20 protein-coding genes are annotated in these 19178 nt (G+C 67.5%); 18 read left to right on the top strand and 2 right to left on the bottom strand.

The window, feature by feature from the left end; genetic code table 11:
* The first annotated feature begins 16 nt into the window (after nucleotides 1–16).
* From AC3QL2_RS09950 to AC3QL2_RS09940, 3 genes are all read left to right on the top strand, one after another.
* Nucleotides 17–907, top strand: a complete 891-nt coding sequence (locus AC3QL2_RS09950; RefSeq protein WP_493233391.1) for a sugar phosphate isomerase/epimerase family protein — start codon at nucleotides 17–19, stop codon at nucleotides 905–907.
* 134 nt (nucleotides 908–1041) lie between these two features.
* Nucleotides 1042–2136 carry a tRNA (uridine(54)-C5)-methyltransferase TrmA gene (gene trmA, locus AC3QL2_RS09945; RefSeq protein ID WP_493233389.1) on the top strand — a complete coding sequence of 365 codons (1095 nt, stop codon included), beginning with the start codon at nucleotides 1042–1044 and terminating at the stop codon, nucleotides 2134–2136.
* Between the two features lie 29 nt (nucleotides 2137–2165).
* Nucleotides 2166–2498 carry a zinc ribbon domain-containing protein YjdM gene (locus AC3QL2_RS09940; protein WP_079435169.1) on the top strand — a complete coding sequence of 111 codons (333 nt, stop codon included), beginning with the start codon at nucleotides 2166–2168 and terminating at the stop codon, nucleotides 2496–2498.
* A 40-nt stretch (nucleotides 2499–2538) separates the two neighbouring features.
* Here the strand turns inward: AC3QL2_RS09940 and AC3QL2_RS09935 are convergent, their stop codons facing one another.
* Both AC3QL2_RS09935 and AC3QL2_RS09930 read right to left on the bottom strand, forming a co-directional pair.
* A complete protein-coding gene (locus tag AC3QL2_RS09935; RefSeq protein ID WP_493233387.1) occupies nucleotides 2539–3405 on the bottom strand; it encodes a hypothetical protein in 867 nt (288 codons plus the stop codon).
* Between the two features lie 148 nt (nucleotides 3406–3553).
* The gene (locus AC3QL2_RS09930; protein WP_493233386.1) at nucleotides 3554–4756 is read right to left on the bottom strand and encodes a response regulator; all 1203 of its coding nucleotides are present in this window, start codon (nucleotides 4754–4756) and stop codon (nucleotides 3554–3556) included.
* A 132-nt stretch (nucleotides 4757–4888) separates the two neighbouring features.
* On the opposite strand from AC3QL2_RS09930, the gene AC3QL2_RS09925 reads away from it, so the two are divergent.
* From AC3QL2_RS09925 to AC3QL2_RS09855, 15 genes are all read left to right on the top strand, one after another.
* Nucleotides 4889–6349: an NAD-dependent succinate-semialdehyde dehydrogenase gene (locus AC3QL2_RS09925; protein WP_493233385.1), complete on the top strand. Its 1461-nt coding sequence runs from the start codon at nucleotides 4889–4891 to the stop codon at nucleotides 6347–6349.
* Nucleotides 6350–6941: 592 nt separating this feature from the next.
* A complete protein-coding gene (locus tag AC3QL2_RS09920; protein WP_493233383.1) occupies nucleotides 6942–8597 on the top strand; it encodes a DUF1302 domain-containing protein in 1656 nt (551 codons plus the stop codon).
* A gap of 22 nt (nucleotides 8598–8619) precedes the next feature.
* Nucleotides 8620–10005, top strand: a complete 1386-nt coding sequence (locus AC3QL2_RS09915) for a DUF1329 domain-containing protein (RefSeq protein ID WP_493233381.1) — start codon at nucleotides 8620–8622, stop codon at nucleotides 10003–10005.
* A gap of 69 nt (nucleotides 10006–10074) precedes the next feature.
* Nucleotides 10075–10821, top strand: coding sequence for an SDR family oxidoreductase (locus AC3QL2_RS09910; RefSeq protein ID WP_493233380.1), 747 nt, complete (start codon nucleotides 10075–10077; stop codon nucleotides 10819–10821).
* Nucleotides 10818–11324: a nuclear transport factor 2 family protein gene (locus AC3QL2_RS09905; RefSeq protein ID WP_493233378.1), complete on the top strand. Its 507-nt coding sequence runs from the start codon at nucleotides 10818–10820 to the stop codon at nucleotides 11322–11324. Before AC3QL2_RS09910 ends, AC3QL2_RS09905 begins: the two co-directional genes overlap by 4 nt.
* Nucleotides 11325–11459: 135 nt before the next feature.
* Entirely contained in the window at nucleotides 11460–12860 is a 1401-nt protein-coding gene (locus AC3QL2_RS09900; RefSeq protein WP_493233377.1) for an aromatic ring-hydroxylating oxygenase subunit alpha, read from the top strand.
* 18 nt (nucleotides 12861–12878) lie between these two features.
* The gene (locus AC3QL2_RS09895; protein ID WP_493233375.1) at nucleotides 12879–13664 is read left to right on the top strand and encodes an SDR family oxidoreductase; all 786 of its coding nucleotides are present in this window, start codon (nucleotides 12879–12881) and stop codon (nucleotides 13662–13664) included.
* Nucleotides 13665–13672: 8 nt separating this feature from the next.
* A complete protein-coding gene (locus AC3QL2_RS09890) occupies nucleotides 13673–14200 on the top strand; it encodes a nuclear transport factor 2 family protein (RefSeq protein ID WP_493233373.1) in 528 nt (175 codons plus the stop codon).
* Between the two features lie 28 nt (nucleotides 14201–14228).
* Nucleotides 14229–14558 (top strand): Rieske (2Fe-2S) protein, encoded by a 330-nt coding sequence (locus tag AC3QL2_RS09885; protein WP_493233371.1) that lies wholly within the window; start codon nucleotides 14229–14231, stop codon nucleotides 14556–14558.
* A 13-nt stretch (nucleotides 14559–14571) separates the two neighbouring features.
* The gene (locus AC3QL2_RS09880; protein ID WP_493233370.1) at nucleotides 14572–15999 is read left to right on the top strand and encodes an aromatic ring-hydroxylating oxygenase subunit alpha; all 1428 of its coding nucleotides are present in this window, start codon (nucleotides 14572–14574) and stop codon (nucleotides 15997–15999) included.
* A gap of 4 nt (nucleotides 16000–16003) precedes the next feature.
* Entirely contained in the window at nucleotides 16004–16702 is a 699-nt protein-coding gene (locus tag AC3QL2_RS09875; RefSeq protein WP_493233368.1) for an EthD domain-containing protein, read from the top strand.
* Between the two features lie 28 nt (nucleotides 16703–16730).
* Nucleotides 16731–17501, top strand: a complete 771-nt coding sequence (locus AC3QL2_RS09870; RefSeq protein WP_493233366.1) for an SDR family NAD(P)-dependent oxidoreductase — start codon at nucleotides 16731–16733, stop codon at nucleotides 17499–17501.
* 56 nt (nucleotides 17502–17557) lie between these two features.
* On the top strand, nucleotides 17558–18088 hold the full coding sequence (locus AC3QL2_RS09865) for a nuclear transport factor 2 family protein (RefSeq protein WP_493233364.1): 531 nt from the start codon (nucleotides 17558–17560) through the stop codon (nucleotides 18086–18088).
* Complete coding sequence (locus AC3QL2_RS09860; RefSeq protein WP_493233362.1) at nucleotides 18085–18612, top strand: nuclear transport factor 2 family protein; 528 nt, start codon at nucleotides 18085–18087, stop codon at nucleotides 18610–18612. Before AC3QL2_RS09865 ends, AC3QL2_RS09860 begins: the two co-directional genes overlap by 4 nt.
* Nucleotides 18613–18707: 95 nt before the next feature.
* Nucleotides 18708–19157, top strand: a complete 450-nt coding sequence (locus AC3QL2_RS09855) for a VOC family protein (RefSeq protein ID WP_493233361.1) — start codon at nucleotides 18708–18710, stop codon at nucleotides 19155–19157.
* Nucleotides 19158–19178 lie beyond the last annotated feature (21 nt).

Below are 19178 nucleotides of genomic sequence, written 5' to 3'. Positions count from 1 at the left end.
GGCGGCGGCGATGCCGGTGGCGCTGATCGGTTGCTACTGGACGCTGGCCGGCAACTACGCGTTCGGCGCCGACGACCACAGCCCGTGGTCTTTTCGCGCGCGGGCCGAGGCGGCGGGGCGGGCCGGCTATGCCGGCTTCGGCTTCAAGCAGGCCGACCTGCGCCGCATCCTGGCTCGCCACGGCTACGCCGAGATCCGCGCGATCCTGGCCGGTAACGGCCTCCGTCATGTCGAGCTGGAAGCCCTGTTCGACTGGTGCGCCGACGGCCCGGTGCGGCGCCAGTCCGACGCCGACCGCCAGCTGCTGCTGGCTGCGGCGGCCGAGCTGGGCGCCCATCACATCAAGGCCGCCGGTGATTTCGGCGGGGCGGACTGGAGCGTCGAGCGCATGCACGACGCCTTTCAGCAGCTGGCCGGCGAGGCCCGCGCCGTCGGCAGCGTGGTCACGCTGGAGCCGATTCCCTTTTCCAACATCCCCGACCTGGACACCGCGCTGGCCATCATCGGCGCCAGCGCCGGCCGTGGCGGCGGGCTGATGCTCGACAGCTGGCACGTGACCCGCGGCCGCATGCCGCTGGAACGGATTGCCGCGTTGCCACCGGGCACGATAGGCGGCGCCGAGCTGGACGACGGCACGCTGGCCACCGTCGGCTCGCCGATCGCCGACACGCTGGACCGCCGCCGCCTGTGCGGCGACGGCGAGTTCGACCTGCCGGCCTTCATCGCCGCGGTGCGGGCCGGCGGTTACGACGGCCCGTGGGGCGTGGAGATCATCTCCACCGAGCAGCGTGCCCGCCCGCTGGAGGCCGCGGCGCAGCTGTCCCGGGCCAGCGCCGCCCGCCTGTTCGGCCGAACGGCAGGCGTCCGGGGGCGCGGGGCAGAGCGGGGGGCTGTGCAAAAGCTGTGAAAAAGTTGTGGAGAAGCCCTGGTGCAACTGTGGAGGGGCTGTGGGGAAGCTGTGGAGAAGCGGCGACAGGCGTATAGTCCGTCCTCCGCCGCCGGCTGGCCCGTGCCGGGGCGTACTGGATGTGCCCGAATACCATGTCTTTACCCAGCTTCAACCCCGCCGACTACGAATCCCAGCTGGCCGCCAAGGTCGCGCGCTTCAAGCAGGATTTCGCGCCCTTCGGCCTGCCCGAGCCGGACGTGTTTCGCTCCGCGCCGCTGCATTACCGGCTGCGCGCCGAGTTCCGCATGTGGCACATGGGGCCGCGGGTGGATTACGCGATGTTCGACCCGGACGAGCCCAAGGTGCCGGTGGTCATCGACGATTTCCCGCCGGCCTGCGAGCCCATCGCCCGCGCGATGCCGCTGCTGCGCGAGCGCCTGATGGCCAGCGAGGCCCTCAAGCGGAAGATCTTCCAGGTGGATTTTCTTGCCACGCTGAGCGGCGAGCTGATGATCTGCCTGGTCTACCATCGTCCCCTCGACGCCGCCTGGGAGGCCGCCGCCGCCGAGCTGGCCGCCGACATGGGCGTGCAGGTGATTGGCCGCAGCCGCAAGCAGAAGATCGTCATCGGCCGCGACTGGCTGCTGGAGTCCTTCGAACTGGACGGCCGCACGCTGCGCTACAAGCAGATCGAGGGCAGCTTCACGCAGCCCAACGGCGGTGTTAACCGCCAGATGCTCGGCTGGGCTTGCGCCCAGGCCCGCGGGCTGGGCGGCGACCTGCTGGAGCTGTACTGCGGCAACGGCAACTTCACGATCGCGCTGGCGCCCCATTTCGGCCGCGTGCTGGCCACAGAGGTCAGCAAGTCGTCGGTGCATGCGGCCCACTACAACCTGGAAGCCAACGCCATCGACACGGTGGCGATGGTGCGCATGTCCAGCGACGAGATCAGCGACGCGCTGGCCGGCGGCCGCGAATACCGCCGCATGAAGGACGTGGACCTGGCCGGCTACAACTTCACGACGCTGTTTCTCGATCCGCCGCGCAGCGGCCTCGACGCGCCGACCGTCGCGCTGGCCCGCGGCTTCGACAACATCCTGTACATCTCCTGCAATCCGGAGACCCTGCGCGACAACGTCGCCGCTTTGCAGGACAGCCACGCCATCGCCGCCGCCGCGGCCTTCGACCAGTTTCCCTATACGCACCACCTGGAGTGCGGCGTGCTGCTGAAGAAGCGCAGCGCCTGAGCACTCCCCAACCGATACAGGAAATCTCCATGAGCAGTCTGCCCAAGTGCCCCCAGTGCGGCTCCGAATACACCTACGAGGACGGCGCCAACTTCGTGTGCCCCGAATGCGCCCATGAATGGCCGCAGGCGGCCCCCGCCGAGGAACAGAAGGTCGTCCGCGACGCCAACGGCAACGTGCTGCAGGACGGCGACAGCGTCACCGTGATCAAGGACCTGAAGGTCAAGGGCTCGTCCTCGGTGGTGAAGGTCGGCACCAAGGTCAAGAACATCCGCCTGGTGGATGGCGATCACGACATCGACTGCAAGATCGACGGTTTCGGCGCGATGCAGCTAAAGTCGGAGTTCGTGAAGAAGGCTTGAAGAAGCCCTGAAGTGGGCCTGACGGCGGCCCGCGCGGCCGTCAGGAATGCAGTGCCCGCCCGGTGGGCCGCCGGCTCGCCGCCAAGCGCAGCAGCGCGCGCGCCGGGGCCGGCGTCGGGGCGTGGATCAGCGCGATGCTGAGCCACACCGCGACGCTGAAGTAGAGGGACATCCACACCATCTCGCCGTGCCAGTCGGCCCAGCGGTGGGACACCACCCAGCGGCTGGAGGCGTCCAGCACGCCCTGGGCGAGGCTCAGGTAGGGGCGGCCATGGGCCTCGTCGGTCAGCCAGCGGGCCCAGTACATCGGCACATCCACGCCGAACATGTAGAGCACGTAGCCGACGCCGGCCACGCACCACAGGGCCAGCAGCGGCCGCTGGGCCGCCGCCGAGCGCGGCCACACCGCCAGCAGGCCGGCCACCAGCAGCGCCGCACTGACGCCCCACAGGGATTCCTCGATGACGTGGCCGAGGTTGGCGGTGGTCAGCACCGAATACCAGGAGCAGGTTTCCGCCACCACGATCAGCGGCACGATGACGTTCGACGCGAGCCGGCCGGGCGTGCTGCGGGTGGCCTGGGCGGCTTCGCGCAGCATCAGCGCCCACTGGGTGACGAAGCACAGCTCGGCGATGGTCGCCACCGAACGGCCGACGATCACGCTGGACAGCCAGGAGTCGAACAGGCACAGGCGCGGCACGTCGAAGACCGGCAGGAAGGAGCGGTAGGCACACCCGAACACGTAGCCCGCCGACAGCAGCAACTGCCAGCGCCGCCAGCCGTAGGCCTCGGCCGACAGCAGGCCCTGGCGCCGGTTGAGGGCCGCGGCCGACCACAGCCAGGCCAGGATGTTGAGTCCGGCCACCGCGCACAGCAGCGACCACCACGAAAATACGCTGAATGTCATGATGGGGTAACGCTAGGATGCTAGCGCGGCCCAGTCAAGGAAGGTCTGCGCCGGATTTGATCCAGCTAAAAGAAAACGGCCGTGCAGGGTGCTCCGTGGGGCAGATGCGGACCTTCCGGGCCCTGTCCGGTGGTATGGCGGCGCCCGCCTAGAACAACTCCACCGCGTTGTGGCTGCGCCCGGCGTTGAGGGCCTGCATCACCTGGGCGAACTGGGCGTCGAAGTCGCCACCGCTGGCCAGGCGCGCGAGGATGCGCTGGATCGCCTGCTCCATCGTGGCGTTGATCGTTGCTTCCTGGGTCTGGCTGGTGTTGAGCCAGCCGTAGGTCCTTTCGATGCTGTCTGCCATCTCCTGCAGCAGCAGGCGGGTGTCGCGCATGGCGGCCTTGTTCTGCTCGCCGAACGCGGTCAGCGCGGCCTCGGCCCCGCTGAGGGCGATCTGCAACTGCTCGGCGCGCTTCTGGCCCTCCTGGCGGATGTCCACGTTGACGGACAGGGCTTCCGCCGATTCCGCCAGGATCACCAGGCTGTCGCGGAGAATGCCAGCCCGCTCGGGCTCCTCCGCTTCGTCCGGCATGTTGGAGACGATGATCGACACGCGGTCGTAGTTCACCACCAGGCGTTTCCTGAACTGGAACAGGCGGCCCATCTCGGACACGTGATCGAGGATGGATTGCTCCAGTGCGGTGGGTTCGCCGTGATCGGTGACGGCGGTGGCTGTGCCGTCCGGGTGGCGGACCAGCACGCAGGACTTGAGGCCGAGCTCCCGGATCGCGGACAGCAGGCTGTCGGCCAGCGCCCGGTAATCGTGGCTGGCGATGCTCTTGCGCATGAAGTCGAGCAGGATGCCGGTCTGGCTGACACTCGACAGGAAGCCCATCGCCATCCGTTCGAGGGCCTTCTTTTCTTCCGCCAGCGTGGCGGCGGCGCGGTACTGGCGGATCGCCACGGCGACCTTGCGCTGGAAGATGTCGGCGTTGACCGGCTTGGTGATCAGGTCGGTGCCGCCGGCCTCGAAGGCCTTGAGGTGCTCTTCGAGGGACTGGTGGCCGGTGACGAAGATGATCGGCACGCTGGTGAAGGCGCGCAGGCGGCGGCAGGTCTCGTAGCCGTCGATGCCGGGCATCTCCACGTCCAGCACGATCAGGTCCGGTGTCTGCCCGACGCACTGCTCGAGCGCCTCGCTGCCGGATGCGGCGGTCAGCACGTCGAACTGCTGGGCCAGGATGGCGCGGTGAACGGCACGGGTGACTTTTTCGTCGTCCACGACCAGCACGCGGCCGCCGAGCCCTTCGCCATCATCGACCATCAGGCCTTGTTCGTCGGTTCTGCCGGGAGCGTATCTGTGCATGGCGTTGTTTCCTTGCTTTTCTTATCGTTGGACAATCCACGTCGATTCTATGGGCTTGACGTTCACGGAAAGAGTGAGCGTTTCACATCTCTTGTATGTGGAAATGCGTTCCCATCTCGCGAAAGGAAAATAATGAAACTCAAGGATGTCTCCCTGTTGCGCCGGCAGGCTTTCATCGACGGCGCCTGGGCCGATGCGCTCGATGGCGCGACCCATGCGGTGGTGAATCCTTCTACCGGCGCCGAGATCGCCCGCGTGCCCGACATGGGCGCCGCCGAGACGCAGCAGGCCATCGATGCCGCGGCACGGGCGCTGCCGGCCTGGCGCGCCCGCTCGGCCAAGGATAGGGCCGGGCTGCTGCGCCGCTGGTACGAGCTGATCCTGGCCAACCAGGAGGACTTGGCCGTGCTGATGACCTGCGAACAGGGCAAGCCGCTGGCCGAGGCGCGCGGCGAAGTGGCCTACGGCGCATCCTTCGTCGAGTGGTTCGCCGAGGAGGGCAAGCGCGTGTATGGCGAGACCATCCCGGCGCCGACCCCCGACAAGCGCCTGCTGGCCATCCGCCAGCCGGTCGGCGTCACCGCGGCGATCACGCCGTGGAACTTCCCGATTGCGATGATCACCCGCAAGGTGGCGCCGGCGCTGGCGGCGGGCTGCACCTCGGTGGTCAAGCCGGCCGAGGCGACGCCGCTGTGCGCGCTGGCGCTGGCCGAACTGGCCCAGCGGGCCGGCATCCCGGCCGGCGTGCTGAACATCGTCACCACCGCCCGCCCGGCGGTGGTCGGCGAAACGCTCACCGCCAGCCCGGTGGTGCGCAAGCTGTCCTTCACCGGCTCCACGCCGGTCGGCAAGCGCCTGATGGCCCAGTGCGCCGACACGGTCAAGCGGCTGTCGCTGGAACTGGGCGGCAACGCGCCCTTCATCGTCTTCGACGACGCCGACCTGGACGCCGCGGTGGCCGGCGCGATGGCCTCCAAGTACCGCAACGCCGGCCAGACCTGCGTGTGCGCCAACCGCATCCTGGTGCAGGACGGCATCTACGATGTCTTCGCGGCGCGCCTGGCCGAAGCCGCCGCCGCGCTGCAGGTGGACGACGGCCTGGCCGCCGGCGCCCAGGTTGGTCCGCTGATCAACGCGGCGGCCCTCGCCAAGGTGGAAGGGCTGGTCGGCGATGCGCTGGCCAAGGGCGCGCAAGTCGTCACCGGCGGCGCGCGCCACCCGCGCGGCGGCTGGTTCTACACGCCGACGGTACTGGCCGGCATCACCGCCGACATGCGCATCGCCCGCGAGGAGATCTTCGGTCCGGTGGCGCCGCTGTTCCGCTTCAAGACCGACGACGAGGCCATCGCGCTGGCCAACGACACGCCCTACGGCCTGGCGGCCTACTTCTATTCCCGCGACATCCACCGCGTGTGGCGCGTCGCCGAGGCGCTGGAATATGGCATGGTGGGCATCAACGAGGGGCTGATCTCCAACGAGATGGCGCCTTTCGGCGGGGTCAAGGAATCCGGTGTCGGCCGCGAGGGCTCCCGCCACGGCATCGACGAGTACCTGGAGATCAAGTATCTGTGCATGGGCGGCCAGCGGCCGTGAGCGGCGTCCGCCGCGCCGCTGTTTGAGGATGGTTTGCGGATGTCCCGGCGCAGGGGCGTCCGCAATCGGGCCGGCGGTGACTTTGCACCTTCTCTCGTTGCGCAAGAGGGATATTTTTTGCATATCGGGCTTGAAACGGGTTTTTGCCAAGAGTAATATAAAAACGAACAAGACTGTTTGTGATGTTTGACGTGAGCTTTGCGCAGCTGCCGTTCCGCTGAACTGCGGCACCCTTGAATTCGTCGTCACCGTTGTCCCTGGGCCTGCCGGCCAGGGTTCCGGTGCGGGAGTCCGTCAGATGCTTCAATACGTTGTTGGCTTCGTTTCCGCGGGCGGCATCGCCGCCTGCGCTTCCCTTCCAGCCTGCCCGCCGGGCGGCTGACGCGCCCGTCTCGCGGCCCCTCAGGCTTTCTCTCGCCCAATCCGTTTTCCCGTTCTCTGCATCGTCGGCCGCCATGCGCGGCCCTGGCGATCTTTTCCCGTCGGGAAGAAAGGAGTCGAGTCGTCGGAATAATAAAATAAAAAGAAATTTGTTTGTTTTTAATGTGTGGTTCGCCAGACATGGACGACCACATTTCAAGGAGGAGAACGAGTGCACAACAAGAAAAGAAAATCGCGTGCGGCCCTTGCGGGTGGCATCGCGCTGAACCTCGTCGGCGGGACCGCATTGCTCATGGCGAGCATGCAGGCCGGCGCTTTCGAGATCGATACCGGTAACCCGGACGTGAAGATCCGCTGGGACAACACGCTGAAGTACAACGCCGGCTGGCGTGCCGAGGGACGCGACAACAAGCTCGGCGACAACTGGGTATCCCAGGCCACCAACTACGGCTGGAACTCCGGCGACCTGGTGACCAACCGGGTGGACCTGTTGTCGGAATTCGATTTCATCTACAAGGAGCACCACGGCTTCCGCGTGTCCGCGACGGCCTGGGACGACTTCGCCTACACCAACCGCGTGCATGGCAATCCGGCCTACCAGGCGGCCGGGCTGGGCACCGCCTACCCGAACAACACCTTCACCAAGCACGTGGAGCGCTGGTACGGGCGCTCCGGTGAGCTGCTCGACGCCTTCGCCTTCACCCGCGTGGAGCTGGCCGACGTGCCGATCAACCTGCGTGTCGGCCGCCACAACGTGTACTGGGGCGAATCCCTGTTCACCTTCGCCAATAGTATCGCCTACGGCCAGGGGCCGCTGGACCTGCGCAAGGCCACCTCCACGCCGGGCATCGAGGCCAAGGAGCTGTTCCTGCCGCAGAACCAGGTGTCGATGGGCGCCCAGCTGACCAAGAACATCAGCGTCGCCGCCAACTACTACCTGCAGTGGGATCCGCACCGCCTGCCGGAAGGCGGCACCTACCTGGGCGGCGCCGATCTGAGCTTCCTCGGCGGCACCAACTACCTCGGTTATCCGGTCGTCGGCGACCTGTCCACCGGCCCCAACCGCAAGCCCGGCAACACCGGCAGCTGGGGCGTGATGAGCAAGATCCGCTCGGAGCTGATCGGCGGCGACGTGGGCGTGTATTACCGCCGCTTCGACGACCGCTACCCGACCATGGTGGGTGGTCCGGACTTCATGTACAACGCCTATGCCAAGGGCGTGAAGCTCTACGGCCTGAGCCTGTCGAAGCAGATTGGCTCGGTGTCCTTCGGCGCCGAGGCGTCGCGGCGCGAAGGCACGGCGCTGGCCTCCAACGGCAGCGGCCTGGCCCTCGGCAACACCTGGCACGCGCTGGCCAACGTGATCGCCTACTTCGGCAAGACACCGCTGTATGACTCGGCGCCGCTGACCGTCGAGTTGAACTACGTGCGCCTCGACGACGTGAATGGCGACACCGCAGCCTTCTTCAAGCACAAGGACTACGGCTGCACCACCGGGATCCGCTCCGGCTGCGCGACCAACGACGCGTGGGGCTTCAACGTGGCCTTCACGCCGACCTGGTTCCAGGTCCTGCCCGGCGTCGATGTGACCCTGCCGATCAACTACAGCCGCGGCCTCAAGGGCAATTCCCCGGTGCCGCTCGGGCCGGGTGAGAACTCCGGTGCGTGGAGCGCGGGTGTCGGCCTCGACATCTTCTCCAAGTACACCGTGAACCTCACTTACAACGACTACTTCGGCGGCTACAGCATGGGCCCCAACCCGGTCGCCGTGCCCGGCGTCGCCAGCGAAGTGTGGCAGGGCACCAACGGCAGCGGCGTCCTGCGCGACCGCGGCTGGGTCTCCCTGACCGTCAAGGCTACCTTCTGATCCAAGGAAAGAGCTCATCCCCATGAATACTTACGTAAAGACTCTCACCCTGATGCTGGCCCTCGGCGCATCGGGCATCGCCGGCGCCGCGCTGACGCCGGAGGAAATCAAGCAGCTTGGCACCACCCTCACGCCGTGGGGCGCCATCAAGGCCGGCAACGCCGACGGCAGCATTCCCGCCTACACCGGCGGCATCGAGCCGCCGCCCAGCTACGATCCGAAGAAGCCGCAGTACCGGCCCGACCCCTTCGCCACTGAAAAGCCGCTGTTCTCGATCACCGCCGCCAACATGGCCAAGTACGAGGACAAGCTGACCGCCGGCCAGAAGGAGATGCTGAAGAAGTACGCCACCTACCGCATCGACGTCTATCCGAGCCACCGCACCGCCAAGTACCCCAAGTACGTCATCGACAACACGCTGAAGAATGCTGCTACCTGCCAGCTCGCGCCCAACCTGCTGCAGTTGGCTGGTACTTGTTTCGGCGGCGTGCCTTTCCCGATCCCGAAGAACGGCGCCGAGGTGATGTGGAACCGCACCCTCAAGTACGACCAGTACGCGTATCAGTCGCCGGGCCAGACCTCGACGCTGGTGGACCGCAGCGGCCGTCGCGTGGAGACCGGCTCCTTCGCTTACTGGCAGACTTATCCCCACTACGAGCCGGGCCGTACCAAGCCGATCTCGTCCGATGACATCCTCGAATACGGCCGCGTGGATTGGACCGGCCCGGCCCGCAAGGCCGGCGAGAAGCTGGTGCTGCACGATTCGGTGGACATGCTCAACGTCGGCCGCCGCGCGTGGACCTACCTGCCGGGCCAGCGCCGCGTGAAGCTGTCGCCGGACGTGGCCTACGACACCCCCAGCCCGGCGGGCGGCGGCGTCGGCACCGTGGATGACACCCAGGTTTTTTACGGCGCGCAGGACCGCTACAACTACAAGCTGGTGGGCAAGAAGGAGATCTTCATTCCTTACAACACCTTCAGGCTGCACGACGAGAAGTTGTGCCCCAGCGACAAGGTGTTCACCCCCAACCACCTCAACCCCGACTGCGTGCGCTGGGAACTGCACCGGGTGTGGGTGGTGGAAGCCACGCTGAAGGAAGGCAAGCGCCACATCTACCCGCGCCGCACGATCTACTGGGACGAGGACATTCCGGCGGTCGGCATGGCTGACAACTATGACGATGCCGGTAAGATCTTCCGCGTCTCGCAGATCAACTACTACCCCTTCTACGAGACCACCGGCCACAACCCCCACGAGTTCGTCGTGCACGACCTGAACAGCGGGGCCTACGTGCGCCAGGCCTACACCCCGGCCGAGGGCGGCATGATGGTCGTCACCAAGCCGACGGAGGCCAAGCAGGCGGCCTTCTACGATTCGGCCGCCATCGCCCAGGAAGGCGTGCGCTGACCCGACGCCGGCCCGGCCTGCCTTTCCGGCGGGCCGGGCCGGGCCGGCGGCTTTCATGAGGAGGGCTACATGAACAGACTGCAAGGCAAGGTGGCCATCGTCACCGGCGCCGCGTCGGGGCTGGGGGCGGCCGATGCGCGCCTGCTGGCCGCCGAGGGGGCGCGGGTGGTGCTCACCGACATCAACGCCGAGCAAGGCGAGGCGGTGGCGCAGGGCATCGAAGGCGCGTTCTTCATCCGCCACGACACGCGCAGCGAAGCCGACTGGCAGGCCGTGGTGGCGGCCACCGTCGAGCGCTTCGGGCGCCTCGACGTGCTGGTGAACAACGCCGGCCTGGTGCGCTTCGGCAGCGTCGAAGACACCCTGCTTGAGGATTTCCGTTTCCTGAACGCGGTGATGGCCGAGGGCACCTTTCTCGGCTGCAAGCATGCGATCCCGGCGATGGCCAAGGGCGGCGGCGGCTCCATCGTCAACATCGCCTCGGTGGCCGCGCTGAAGGGCATCAGCCCGATCATCGCCTACACCGCCGCGAAGGGCGCGATCCTGGCCATGACCCGCAGCATCGCCGTGCATTGCCAGGAGCAGGGCTACGGCATCCGCTGCAACGTGATCCTGCCCGGCGCCCACGACACGCCGATGACCGCCGCTGCGCTGGCCGCCCTCGACGACGCCGCGGCCGGCCTCGAGCAGATCCACAATCACGGCCAGGGCAAGCCCGAGGACGTGGGCAACCTGGTGGTCTTCCTGGCCTCCGACGAGTCCCGCCACATCACCGGTACCTCGGTGGTCATCGACAACGGGGAAACGATCCGATGAACGACCGCGAACTGCAGCAACTGCGCGCCGAGGTGGCCGACCTGGCGGCCCGCCGCGACATCCACCAGGCCCTCAACCACTACATGCGCGGCCAGGATCGCCTGCTGCCGGAAACCCAGCGCCTGGCCTTCCATCCCGACGCGTGGGTGGATTGCGGCCTGTTCGCCGGTCCGGCGGCGGAGTTCATCGACTTCGCCCAGGGCTTCCTGGCCGCCTGCGACGCCAGCCAGCACCTGATCGGCCAGGTCAGCATCACGCTGGACGGCCGCAAGGCGAAGGGCGAGGTGTATTTCATCGCGCACCACCGCATCACCGAGAACGGCGAAAAGAAGGATCTCTTCGTCGCTGGCCGCTACCACGACGAGTACGAAGACCGCGGCCACGGCTGGAAGATCGCCCGTCGCAAGGAGATCGTCGACTGGGCCCGTACCGACGCCGCCGCCGACGCCTTCCTGAAGGACCAGCCGGCGCTGCATCTGGCCGCCCGCGGCGAGCTGGGCTGAGCCCGGCTGCCGCAGCGCACAATATAAAAGACAGATCAATCTGTTTGTAGTGCGTTAATCTGCCGCCTCGGCGGTACCGGAAGCGCGCGGTGCCGAACGGCGCAGCGCGTGACGCATCACGGAGGAGCAACACCCATGAACCACCCGGCCGAAATCCTGCCGCCCGGCGCCGTCCGCTGCCCGGGGCCGAGCACCGCCGAAATCATCCGCGCCGATGGCGACCAGCCGCCGGCCCATCTCACCGAGCCGAGCTACCGGTTTCTCGGCGACGCCGACATCGCCTACGCCCGCTATACGTCCCGCGCCTTCCACGAGCTGGAGAAGGAAAAGCTGTGGACCAAGGTGTGGCAATGGGCCTGCCGCGAAGACGACATCCCCGGCCCCGGCGACTACTTCGTCTATGAGATCACCGACAAGTCGGTGATTGTCGTGCGCACCGAGAGTGGGGCGATCAAGGCCTATCCCAACGCCTGCCTGCACCGCGGCACCCAGCTCAAGCCGGCCGGCTCGGCCGGGCGCTCGCCGCGCCTGCGCTGCCCCTTCCACGGCTTCACGTGGACGCTGGACGGTGCGCTCAGCGACGTGCCCTGCCGCTGGGATTTCCCGCACATCCGCGACGAGGGCTTCCGCCTGCCGGAGCTGAAGGTGGACACCTGGGGCGGCTTCGTCTTCATCAACTTCGACCCGGACGCGCCGCCGCTGGCCGAGCACCTGGGCGTGCTGCCGGCGCACTTCGCCAACTGGGACCTGGGCGCCAAGTTCACCGCACGCCACGTGCGCAAGCTGCTGCCGGCCAACTGGAAGGCCTGCCTGGAAGCCTTCCTCGAGTCCTACCACGTGCTGGAGACGCACCCGCAGGGCGTGCTGACGGTGGGCGACGCCAACAGCCAGTACGACATCTACGGCGACAGCGTGTCGCGCTTCGTGCACCTGGTCGGCTACCCCAGCCCGCATCTGCAGACCGAATTCAGCCAGCAGCAGATCCTCGACGCGCTGCTCGGCGAGGGCGTCGTGGAAGGCATCGCCGACGAGGACACCCGGCTCCGCGTGCCCCCCGGCGGCACCGCCCGCCAGGTTTTCGCGCAGCACCTGCAGCAGCTCTTCGGCACGGCCTACGGCAAGGATTTCTCCCACCTCAGCGTGTCCGAAACCATCGACGCTATCGAGTACTGCCTGTTCCCAAACACCTGCCTGTTCCCGTCGCTGCTGTTCCCGATGGTCTATCGCTTCCGCCCCAACGGCGACGATCCGGACTCCTGCATCTTCGATCTGCTGTTCCTGCAGCCGGTGCCCGATTCCGGCGTCCGGCCGGACCCGGCGGAGGTCATCGAGCTGGATTTCGCGCAGTCCTTCCATGAGGTGCCGGGTTTCGACCCCGGCCTGGCGACGATCTACGACCAGGACACCGGCAACCTCGGCGGCCAGCAGCGCGGCTTCAAGTCCAGCACCAAGCCGGGCCAGACCCTCGGCAACTACCAGGAAGTGCGCCTCCGCCAGCTGCACCAGACGCTGGACACGTTTCTCGGCAAAAAATGAATGAATCGGGAGCTGAACATGAACAAACTGCATGACAAGGTGGCCCTGGTCACCGGCGCCGCGTCCGGCATTGGCGCCGGTATTGCCCGCCGCTTCATCGCCGACGGGGCGACGGTACTGCTCACCGACATCAACGATGCGGCCGGCGCCGCGCTGGCCGACGAGCTGGGACCACGTGCGGCCTACCTGTCCCTCGACGTGCGGGAGGAGTCCGCCTGGCAGGCCGCCATCGCCGAGGTGGAGCGGCGCTGGGGGCGCCTCGACATTCTGGTGAACAACGCCGGCATCTCCTTCCCGGCCCATATCGAGGCCGCCACGCTGGACGACTGGCGCAATCACATGGGCGTACATGGGGAAGGCACCTTCCTCGGCTGCAAGTACGGCGTGGCGAGCATGAAGACGAGTGGCGGCGGCGCCATCGTCAACGTGTCGTCGGTGGAGAGCATCCGCCCGGGACCGCTGTTCGTCGCCTACGGTGCCGCCAAGGCCGCCCAGGATGCGGTCACCAAAACAGTGGCGCTGCACTGCGGCGAGCAGGGCTACAAGATCCGCTGCAACTCGGTGCACCCCGCCGCCACGCGCACCCCCAACCTCCAGCAGTATCTCGACGCCTCTGCCGATCCGGCCCGGCTGGAAGCCATCTACGCCGGCATGCAGCCCCTCAAGCGCATCGCCGAGGTGGCCGAGATCGCCGCCGCGGTGGCCTTCCTGGCCAGCGACGAGGCGAGCTTCATGACCGGCCACCAGATGTACGTGGACGGCGGCGTGCTGGCCAAACCCTATCCCGCCGGTGAAGGCGCATGAGGAACGACATGAACATCGAACGACTGGAACGGGCCGTCGCCGAGCTGCAGGCCACGCAGGCTCTGCACGATCTGAACGTGCGCTACGCCGAAGGGGTGGATCGCCGCGACCGCGCGCTGCTGGAAACCCTGTGGTGGCCGGACTCGGAGATCGATTTCGGGCTGTTCAAGGGGACCGGCCGGCAGTTCGCCGAGGTGATCAGCGCGCCCAATCCGGCGGTGGAGATCAGCTATCACTTCGCGTCCAACGAGCGTTTCGAGGTGGACGGCGACCAGGCCACCGGGCGCAGCTATGTGATCGGCGTGAGCGTGGCGGTCGCCGAGGATGGAGCGAAGACCGACCACATGGTTGGCGGCCGCTACCTGGACAAGTACGCGCGCCGTGACGGCGTGTGGAGGTTCACGCGGCGCCTGTTCGTCGTGGACTGGATGTCCAGCCAGCCCGGCAGCGCCGTCTGGGATGCCGGCATCGGCGCGCTGGCGGCCCGCGGCCGGCCCGGCGCGGACGACGTGTCCTACACCTTCTTCAAATCATGAGCGTCGGCGACAGGCCTGGAGAGAAATCATGAACAACGCATTCCACTCCGTGCTGGACGCCGCCGAGTTGCCGCCCGGCGTCAGCAAGGCCGTGCAGATCGACGGCCACAACATCCTGGTTGGCAATTCCGCCGGCGAGTTCTTCGCGGTGCAGAACCGCTGCACCCACCAGGATTCGCCCCTCGAAGGCGGGCGCATCCGCAACGGCCTGATCGCCTGCCCGCTGCACGGCGTGATGTTCGACGTGCGCACCGGCTGCGGCAAGGGCCAGATGGGCCGCGTGCCGCTGCGCACCTACGCGCTGCGGGTGGTGGACGGGCGCATCGAGGTGTCCGTCGACATGCCGGTGGCGGCCTGAGGAGGCAGGACATATGAACGATCGCATTGCGATGCCGCTGATCCCCGGCGACTACGCCGGCCTGCCGCCCGGCGCGGCGCGCTGCCCCGGCCCCAGCGTGCAGGACATCGTGGCGCAGGACGCGATGCCGGCGCCGGCGGTGCTGCGGGAGTCGAGCTACCGCTTCCTCGGCGAGGAGGACATCGGCTATGCCCGCTACACCTCGCGCGCCCGCTTCGAGCAGGAGATGACCCACCTGTGGGCGCGCACCTGGCAATGGGCGTGCCGCGAAGAGCACATTCCGCAGGTCGGTGACTACTACGTGTATGAAGTCGGTCCCTACTCGGTGCTGGTGGTGCGCACGGAAGAGGGCATCAAGGCTTACTACAACGCCTGCCTGCACCGCGGCACCAAGCTGCGTCCCGAAGAAGGCATGGGCGCCGCCCACGAGCTGCGCTGCCCCTACCACGGCTGGACCTGGACGTTGGAAGGGGCGCTGAAGAGCGTGCCCTGCGCATGGGATTTCCCCCATGTGAAGCCGGACGCCTACCGCCTGCCGGAGGTCCGCGTCGGGCTGTGGGGTGGCTTCGTCTTCATCAACCTGGATGAGGATGCGCCGTCCCTGGAAAGCTACCTGGAGGTGCTGCCCGAACATTTCCGCGACTGGGATCTGGGCCAGCGCTACACCGAGCTGCACATGGGCAAGATCCTGCCGTGCAACTGGAAGACCGGCCTGGAGGCCTTCATCGAGTCCTACCACGTGCTGGAGACCCATCCCCAGCTCCTGTACGGCACCGGCGACGCCAACGTGCAGTACGACGTGTACGGCGACCACGTGACCCGCTTCTACGCGGTGGGCGGGGTGAACAGCCCGCACCTGGAAAAGCCCCTCGGCGAGCAGGAGCTGGTGAACACCATGTTGATCGGCGACCGTTCGGTGGTGAACGACGAGCTGACGGTGGGCGAGGGCGAGAGCGCCCGCACGGTGATGGCGCGTTTCCTGCGCAAGGTGCTCGGCGAGAAATACGGCAGCGACCTGTCGGCGGTGTCCGACGCGGAGATGATCGACACCATCGAATACCACCTCTTCCCGAACATGGTGTTGTTCCCCGGGGTATCCCTGCCGATGGTCTATCGCTTCCGTCCGCTCAAGGACGACCCAGAGCGCTGCCTGTTCGAGATCCTGTTCCTGCGCCCGCTGCCCGACCACGGCGTGCCGCCGGACCCGCCGGAGATGGTGCTGGTCGGCGAGGACGCGTCCTACTCCGTCGTGCCGGGCCTCGACCCGGTGCTGGCGCGGGTTTACGACCAGGACACGGCCAACCTGCGGGCCCAGCAGCAGGGCTTCAGGGCCTCGAAGAAGCCGGGCCAGACCCTCGGCAATTACCAGGAAGTGCGCATCCGCCATTTCGAGCGCACCGTCGATCGCTACCTGGCCAGGCCGCTGGCGAGTGGGGGCTGAGCGTATGGACGCCCTCAAGGTTGTGAGCTTCCTGCACCGCCGCGCCGACTTCAGCCAGGCCCGCTTCAGCGAATACTGGCGGACCACCCACAAGGAGCATGCGCTGAAGCTGGTGGAGGCCGGCTTTTTCCGCGGCTACATCCAGAACCACGCGCTGGACTGGCAACCCGAGGGGCTGACGCGGATGGCCGACGGGGCGCCTGAACTGTGGATCGACGACGTGGCGGCCCTGTCCCGGCTGGTGGACAGCCGCGAATACCGGGAAGGGGCGGGGCCGGACGAGGCGCGCTTCATGACGCCGCCGGCGATCGCCTGCGTGGCCCGTGAGCGCCTTATTGACGGGCAGCGCGACGGGTGCCGCCGCGGCGCGCTGGACGGTGCGGTGAAGCTGATGCTGGTGTGGCAGCGCGACCCGGCTCTGGCGCGGGACAGCTTCATGCGCCTGTGGCTGGCCGGCGACGGTGCCTTGCTGCTGCCCGGCGCGCGGCCGCTGCGCCTGACCCGCCAGGCCGTCGAGGCGCCGGACGATGCGCCCACCGCCTTCGACGGCGTGGAGTGCAGCTGGTGGCCGGATGTGGATAGCCTGCGGGCGGCGTGGGATCAACGCGTCGCCGAGGCCGGCCGCGGGCTGGTGGCGCCGGGTAGCCTGCGCGGCCTGCTGGTCCGCGAGGAAGTGGTGCTGGCGCCGGCAACCGAACAATGAACACAACGAGGAAGAGGAGGAGAAAACCATGACAGGACCGAGCCTGCACAACAAGGTTGCCATCGTCACCGGCGCCGGCATGGGCATGGGCGCCGCCACGGCGCTGCTGTTCGCCGAAGCCGGCGCCAGGGTGGTGGTGTCGGACGTCAATGAGGCGGCTGGCCGCGAGGTGGTCGCCCGCATCGAACGGGCGGGCGGCACGGCGCTGTTCCACAAGGCCAACGTGGCCGTCGGCGCCGACGTGGACGCCCTGGTCCGCGCCACCGTCGAGTGCTACGGTCGCCTCGACGTGGCGGTGAACAATGCCGCGGTGACCCCCGACACGCGGCCTCTGGCCGAACTGGACGAAGCCGAGTTCGACAAGGTGCTGGCGGTGGACCTGAAGGGCGTGGCCTTGTGCCTGCGCTACGAGCTGGCCCAGATGATCCGCCAGGGGCAGGGCGGTTCGATTGTGAACATCGGTTCGGTGAGTTCCTTCCGGCCGCAGCCCAACAACGGCGCCTATGTCGCCGCCAAGCACGGCGTCATCGGCCTGACCAAGGTCGCGGCGCTGGAAAACGGCGCGCACAGGATCCGCGTCAATGCGGTGGCGCCGGGCGCCATCGACACCCCGATGCTGCGCGGCGCGCTCGATGCGATGGGCGCCAGCGAGGCCGATTTCGCCGCGGTGCTGAGCCTGCTCGGCCGCTTCGGCGAGGCGCGGGAAGTCGCCCAGGCCAGCCTGTGGCTGGCTTCCGACCTCGCCTCCTACGTCACCGGCACCACCATCAACGTGGATGCCGGCTACGCCAACCGCTGACCCCGAAACGGGGCAGCGATCATTACAAAGACGATTCACCCAAGAAGGAGACCAGCATGAGTGACAACAACGAGCAGCAGCTTTTGCAGCAACTGGAAGACAAGCAGGCCTTGCGCGAACTGGGCACCCTGTTCGCCCGTGCCGCCGACCGCGCCGACCGCAGCCTGCTGGCCAGCCTGTTCGCCGACGGCGCGCAGGTCAGCGATGGCGGCTTCAGCGGCCCGGCCAGCGAGTTCGTCGGCGTGTGCGCGGCGCCGGCCGGCCTGGAGCGCAGCTTCCACTCGGTGTCCAACGAGTTCTACCAGGTGGACGGCGACACCGCCCGCGGCGAGCTGTACGTGATCACCGTCAGCACCTGGAACAAGGATGGCGCCAAGACCGACACCCTGATCGGCGGCCGCTACCTGGACGAGTACCGCAAGGTCGGCGGGGCCTGGAAGATCGCCCGGCGCACCTTCGTGCATGAGTGGAACATGAGCTTCCCGACCACCACCGTGTGGGACGAGGGCCTGTTCGGCATGATCAAGCTGCGCGGCACCCGCGGCCAGGACGACCCCAGCTACACCCTGTTCGGAGAAAAGGCATGAGCAGCGCCGCCCGCATCCGCGCACTGGCGGACAAGCAGGCGATCCACGAGCAGATGTGCCGCTACATCCAGGCCGTCGATCGCTGTGACCTTGAGCTGCTGAAGTCCACCTTCCACCACGACGGCACGGTGATCTTCGGCATCTTCGACGGCAACGCGCACGCCTTCTGCGACTACGACATTCCCTTCATCAAGGACAACCTGATCTGGGCCTACCACCGCATCGCCAACGTACTGATCGAGTTCGACAGCGACACGCTGGCCCGTGCCGAGTCCTACATGCTCGGCAACGCGGCGGCGGCGCTGCCCGACGGCACGAAGATCAACTGCCCGGACAACATGCGTTACCGCGACGTATGGGAGAAGCGCGACGGCGTCTGGAAGATGCGCCAGCGCGACCTGGTGATGGACTGGAACGGCTGCTGGCCCTACGCCGGCCGCGAGGACGGCGAGTTCGCCGCCTACCGCATCCAGGGCTCGCGGGACCGTAACGACCGCGTCTACCAGCTCGGCCTGGTGCCCTGAGCGGACAGGGCCGGAAGCCCGCCGGCTTCCGGCCTTTCACCCAACGAGGAGGAGAAAGACCGCATGCGTTTCGACAACGACAAGGCGAGGGCGCGATGATCCGTGGCGTCCATCACGTGGCCCTGTCCACGTCCGACCTGCCGCGCCTGCAGGCCTTTTACTGCGATCTGCTCGGTTTCCGGGAGATCACCCGCAGCACCTGGCACGGTGATCAGGGCAAGATCGACCGGGTCATGGACCTGCCGGAAACGGCGGCGACCGCGGTGATGCTGGAGCTTGGTCCGCTGTGCGTGGAGCTGTTCCAGTTCGCGGCGCCGGAGCAGCCGTCGAAGGCGGGCGGCGAGCGGCCGGTGCATAAGCACGGCATCACCCACCTGTGCTTCGACGTGGACGATGTGGATGCGGAATACCGCCGCCTGCACGCGGCCGGCGTGCGCTTCCATACCCCGCCGCAGGATTTCGGTGTGGTCAAGGCCACCTACGGTCGTGATCCGGACGGCAATGTCTTCGAGCTGCAGCAGCTGACGGGCGGCTTTCACGCCTGAAATGCAAACCCCGGAGCGCCG

This window comes from Zoogloea sp. GW822-FHT05C07, from assembly GCF_058800215.1.
Note: the sequence above shows the minus strand (reverse complement) of the source record. Positions and strands in the feature narration are given on the sequence as shown.

Coding starts and splice junctions, on each gene's coding strand:
- AC3QL2_RS09890 (WP_493233373.1), top strand. CDS start 13,673: ATGAACATCGAACGACTGGAACGGGCCGTCGCCGAGCTGCAGGCCACG.
- AC3QL2_RS09860 (WP_493233362.1), top strand. CDS start 18,085: ATGAGCAGCGCCGCCCGCATCCGCGCACTGGCGGACAAGCAGGCGATC.
- AC3QL2_RS09900 (WP_493233377.1), top strand. CDS start 11,460: ATGAACCACCCGGCCGAAATCCTGCCGCCCGGCGCCGTCCGCTGCCCG.
- AC3QL2_RS09855 (WP_493233361.1), top strand. CDS start 18,708: ATGATCCGTGGCGTCCATCACGTGGCCCTGTCCACGTCCGACCTGCCG.
- AC3QL2_RS09935 (WP_493233387.1), bottom strand. CDS start 3,405: ATGACATTCAGCGTATTTTCGTGGTGGTCGCTGCTGTGCGCGGTGGCC.
- AC3QL2_RS09885 (WP_493233371.1), top strand. CDS start 14,229: ATGAACAACGCATTCCACTCCGTGCTGGACGCCGCCGAGTTGCCGCCC.
- AC3QL2_RS09925 (WP_493233385.1), top strand. CDS start 4,889: ATGAAACTCAAGGATGTCTCCCTGTTGCGCCGGCAGGCTTTCATCGAC.
- trmA (WP_493233389.1), top strand. CDS start 1,042: ATGTCTTTACCCAGCTTCAACCCCGCCGACTACGAATCCCAGCTGGCC.
- AC3QL2_RS09895 (WP_493233375.1), top strand. CDS start 12,879: ATGAACAAACTGCATGACAAGGTGGCCCTGGTCACCGGCGCCGCGTCC.
- AC3QL2_RS09870 (WP_493233366.1), top strand. CDS start 16,731: ATGACAGGACCGAGCCTGCACAACAAGGTTGCCATCGTCACCGGCGCC.
- AC3QL2_RS09930 (WP_493233386.1), bottom strand. CDS start 4,756: ATGCACAGATACGCTCCCGGCAGAACCGACGAACAAGGCCTGATGGTC.
- AC3QL2_RS09880 (WP_493233370.1), top strand. CDS start 14,572: ATGAACGATCGCATTGCGATGCCGCTGATCCCCGGCGACTACGCCGGC.
- AC3QL2_RS09875 (WP_493233368.1), top strand. CDS start 16,004: ATGGACGCCCTCAAGGTTGTGAGCTTCCTGCACCGCCGCGCCGACTTC.
- AC3QL2_RS09940 (WP_079435169.1), top strand. CDS start 2,166: ATGAGCAGTCTGCCCAAGTGCCCCCAGTGCGGCTCCGAATACACCTAC.
- AC3QL2_RS09915 (WP_493233381.1), top strand. CDS start 8,620: ATGAATACTTACGTAAAGACTCTCACCCTGATGCTGGCCCTCGGCGCA.
- AC3QL2_RS09905 (WP_493233378.1), top strand. CDS start 10,818: ATGAACGACCGCGAACTGCAGCAACTGCGCGCCGAGGTGGCCGACCTG.
- AC3QL2_RS09865 (WP_493233364.1), top strand. CDS start 17,558: ATGAGTGACAACAACGAGCAGCAGCTTTTGCAGCAACTGGAAGACAAG.
- AC3QL2_RS09910 (WP_493233380.1), top strand. CDS start 10,075: ATGAACAGACTGCAAGGCAAGGTGGCCATCGTCACCGGCGCCGCGTCG.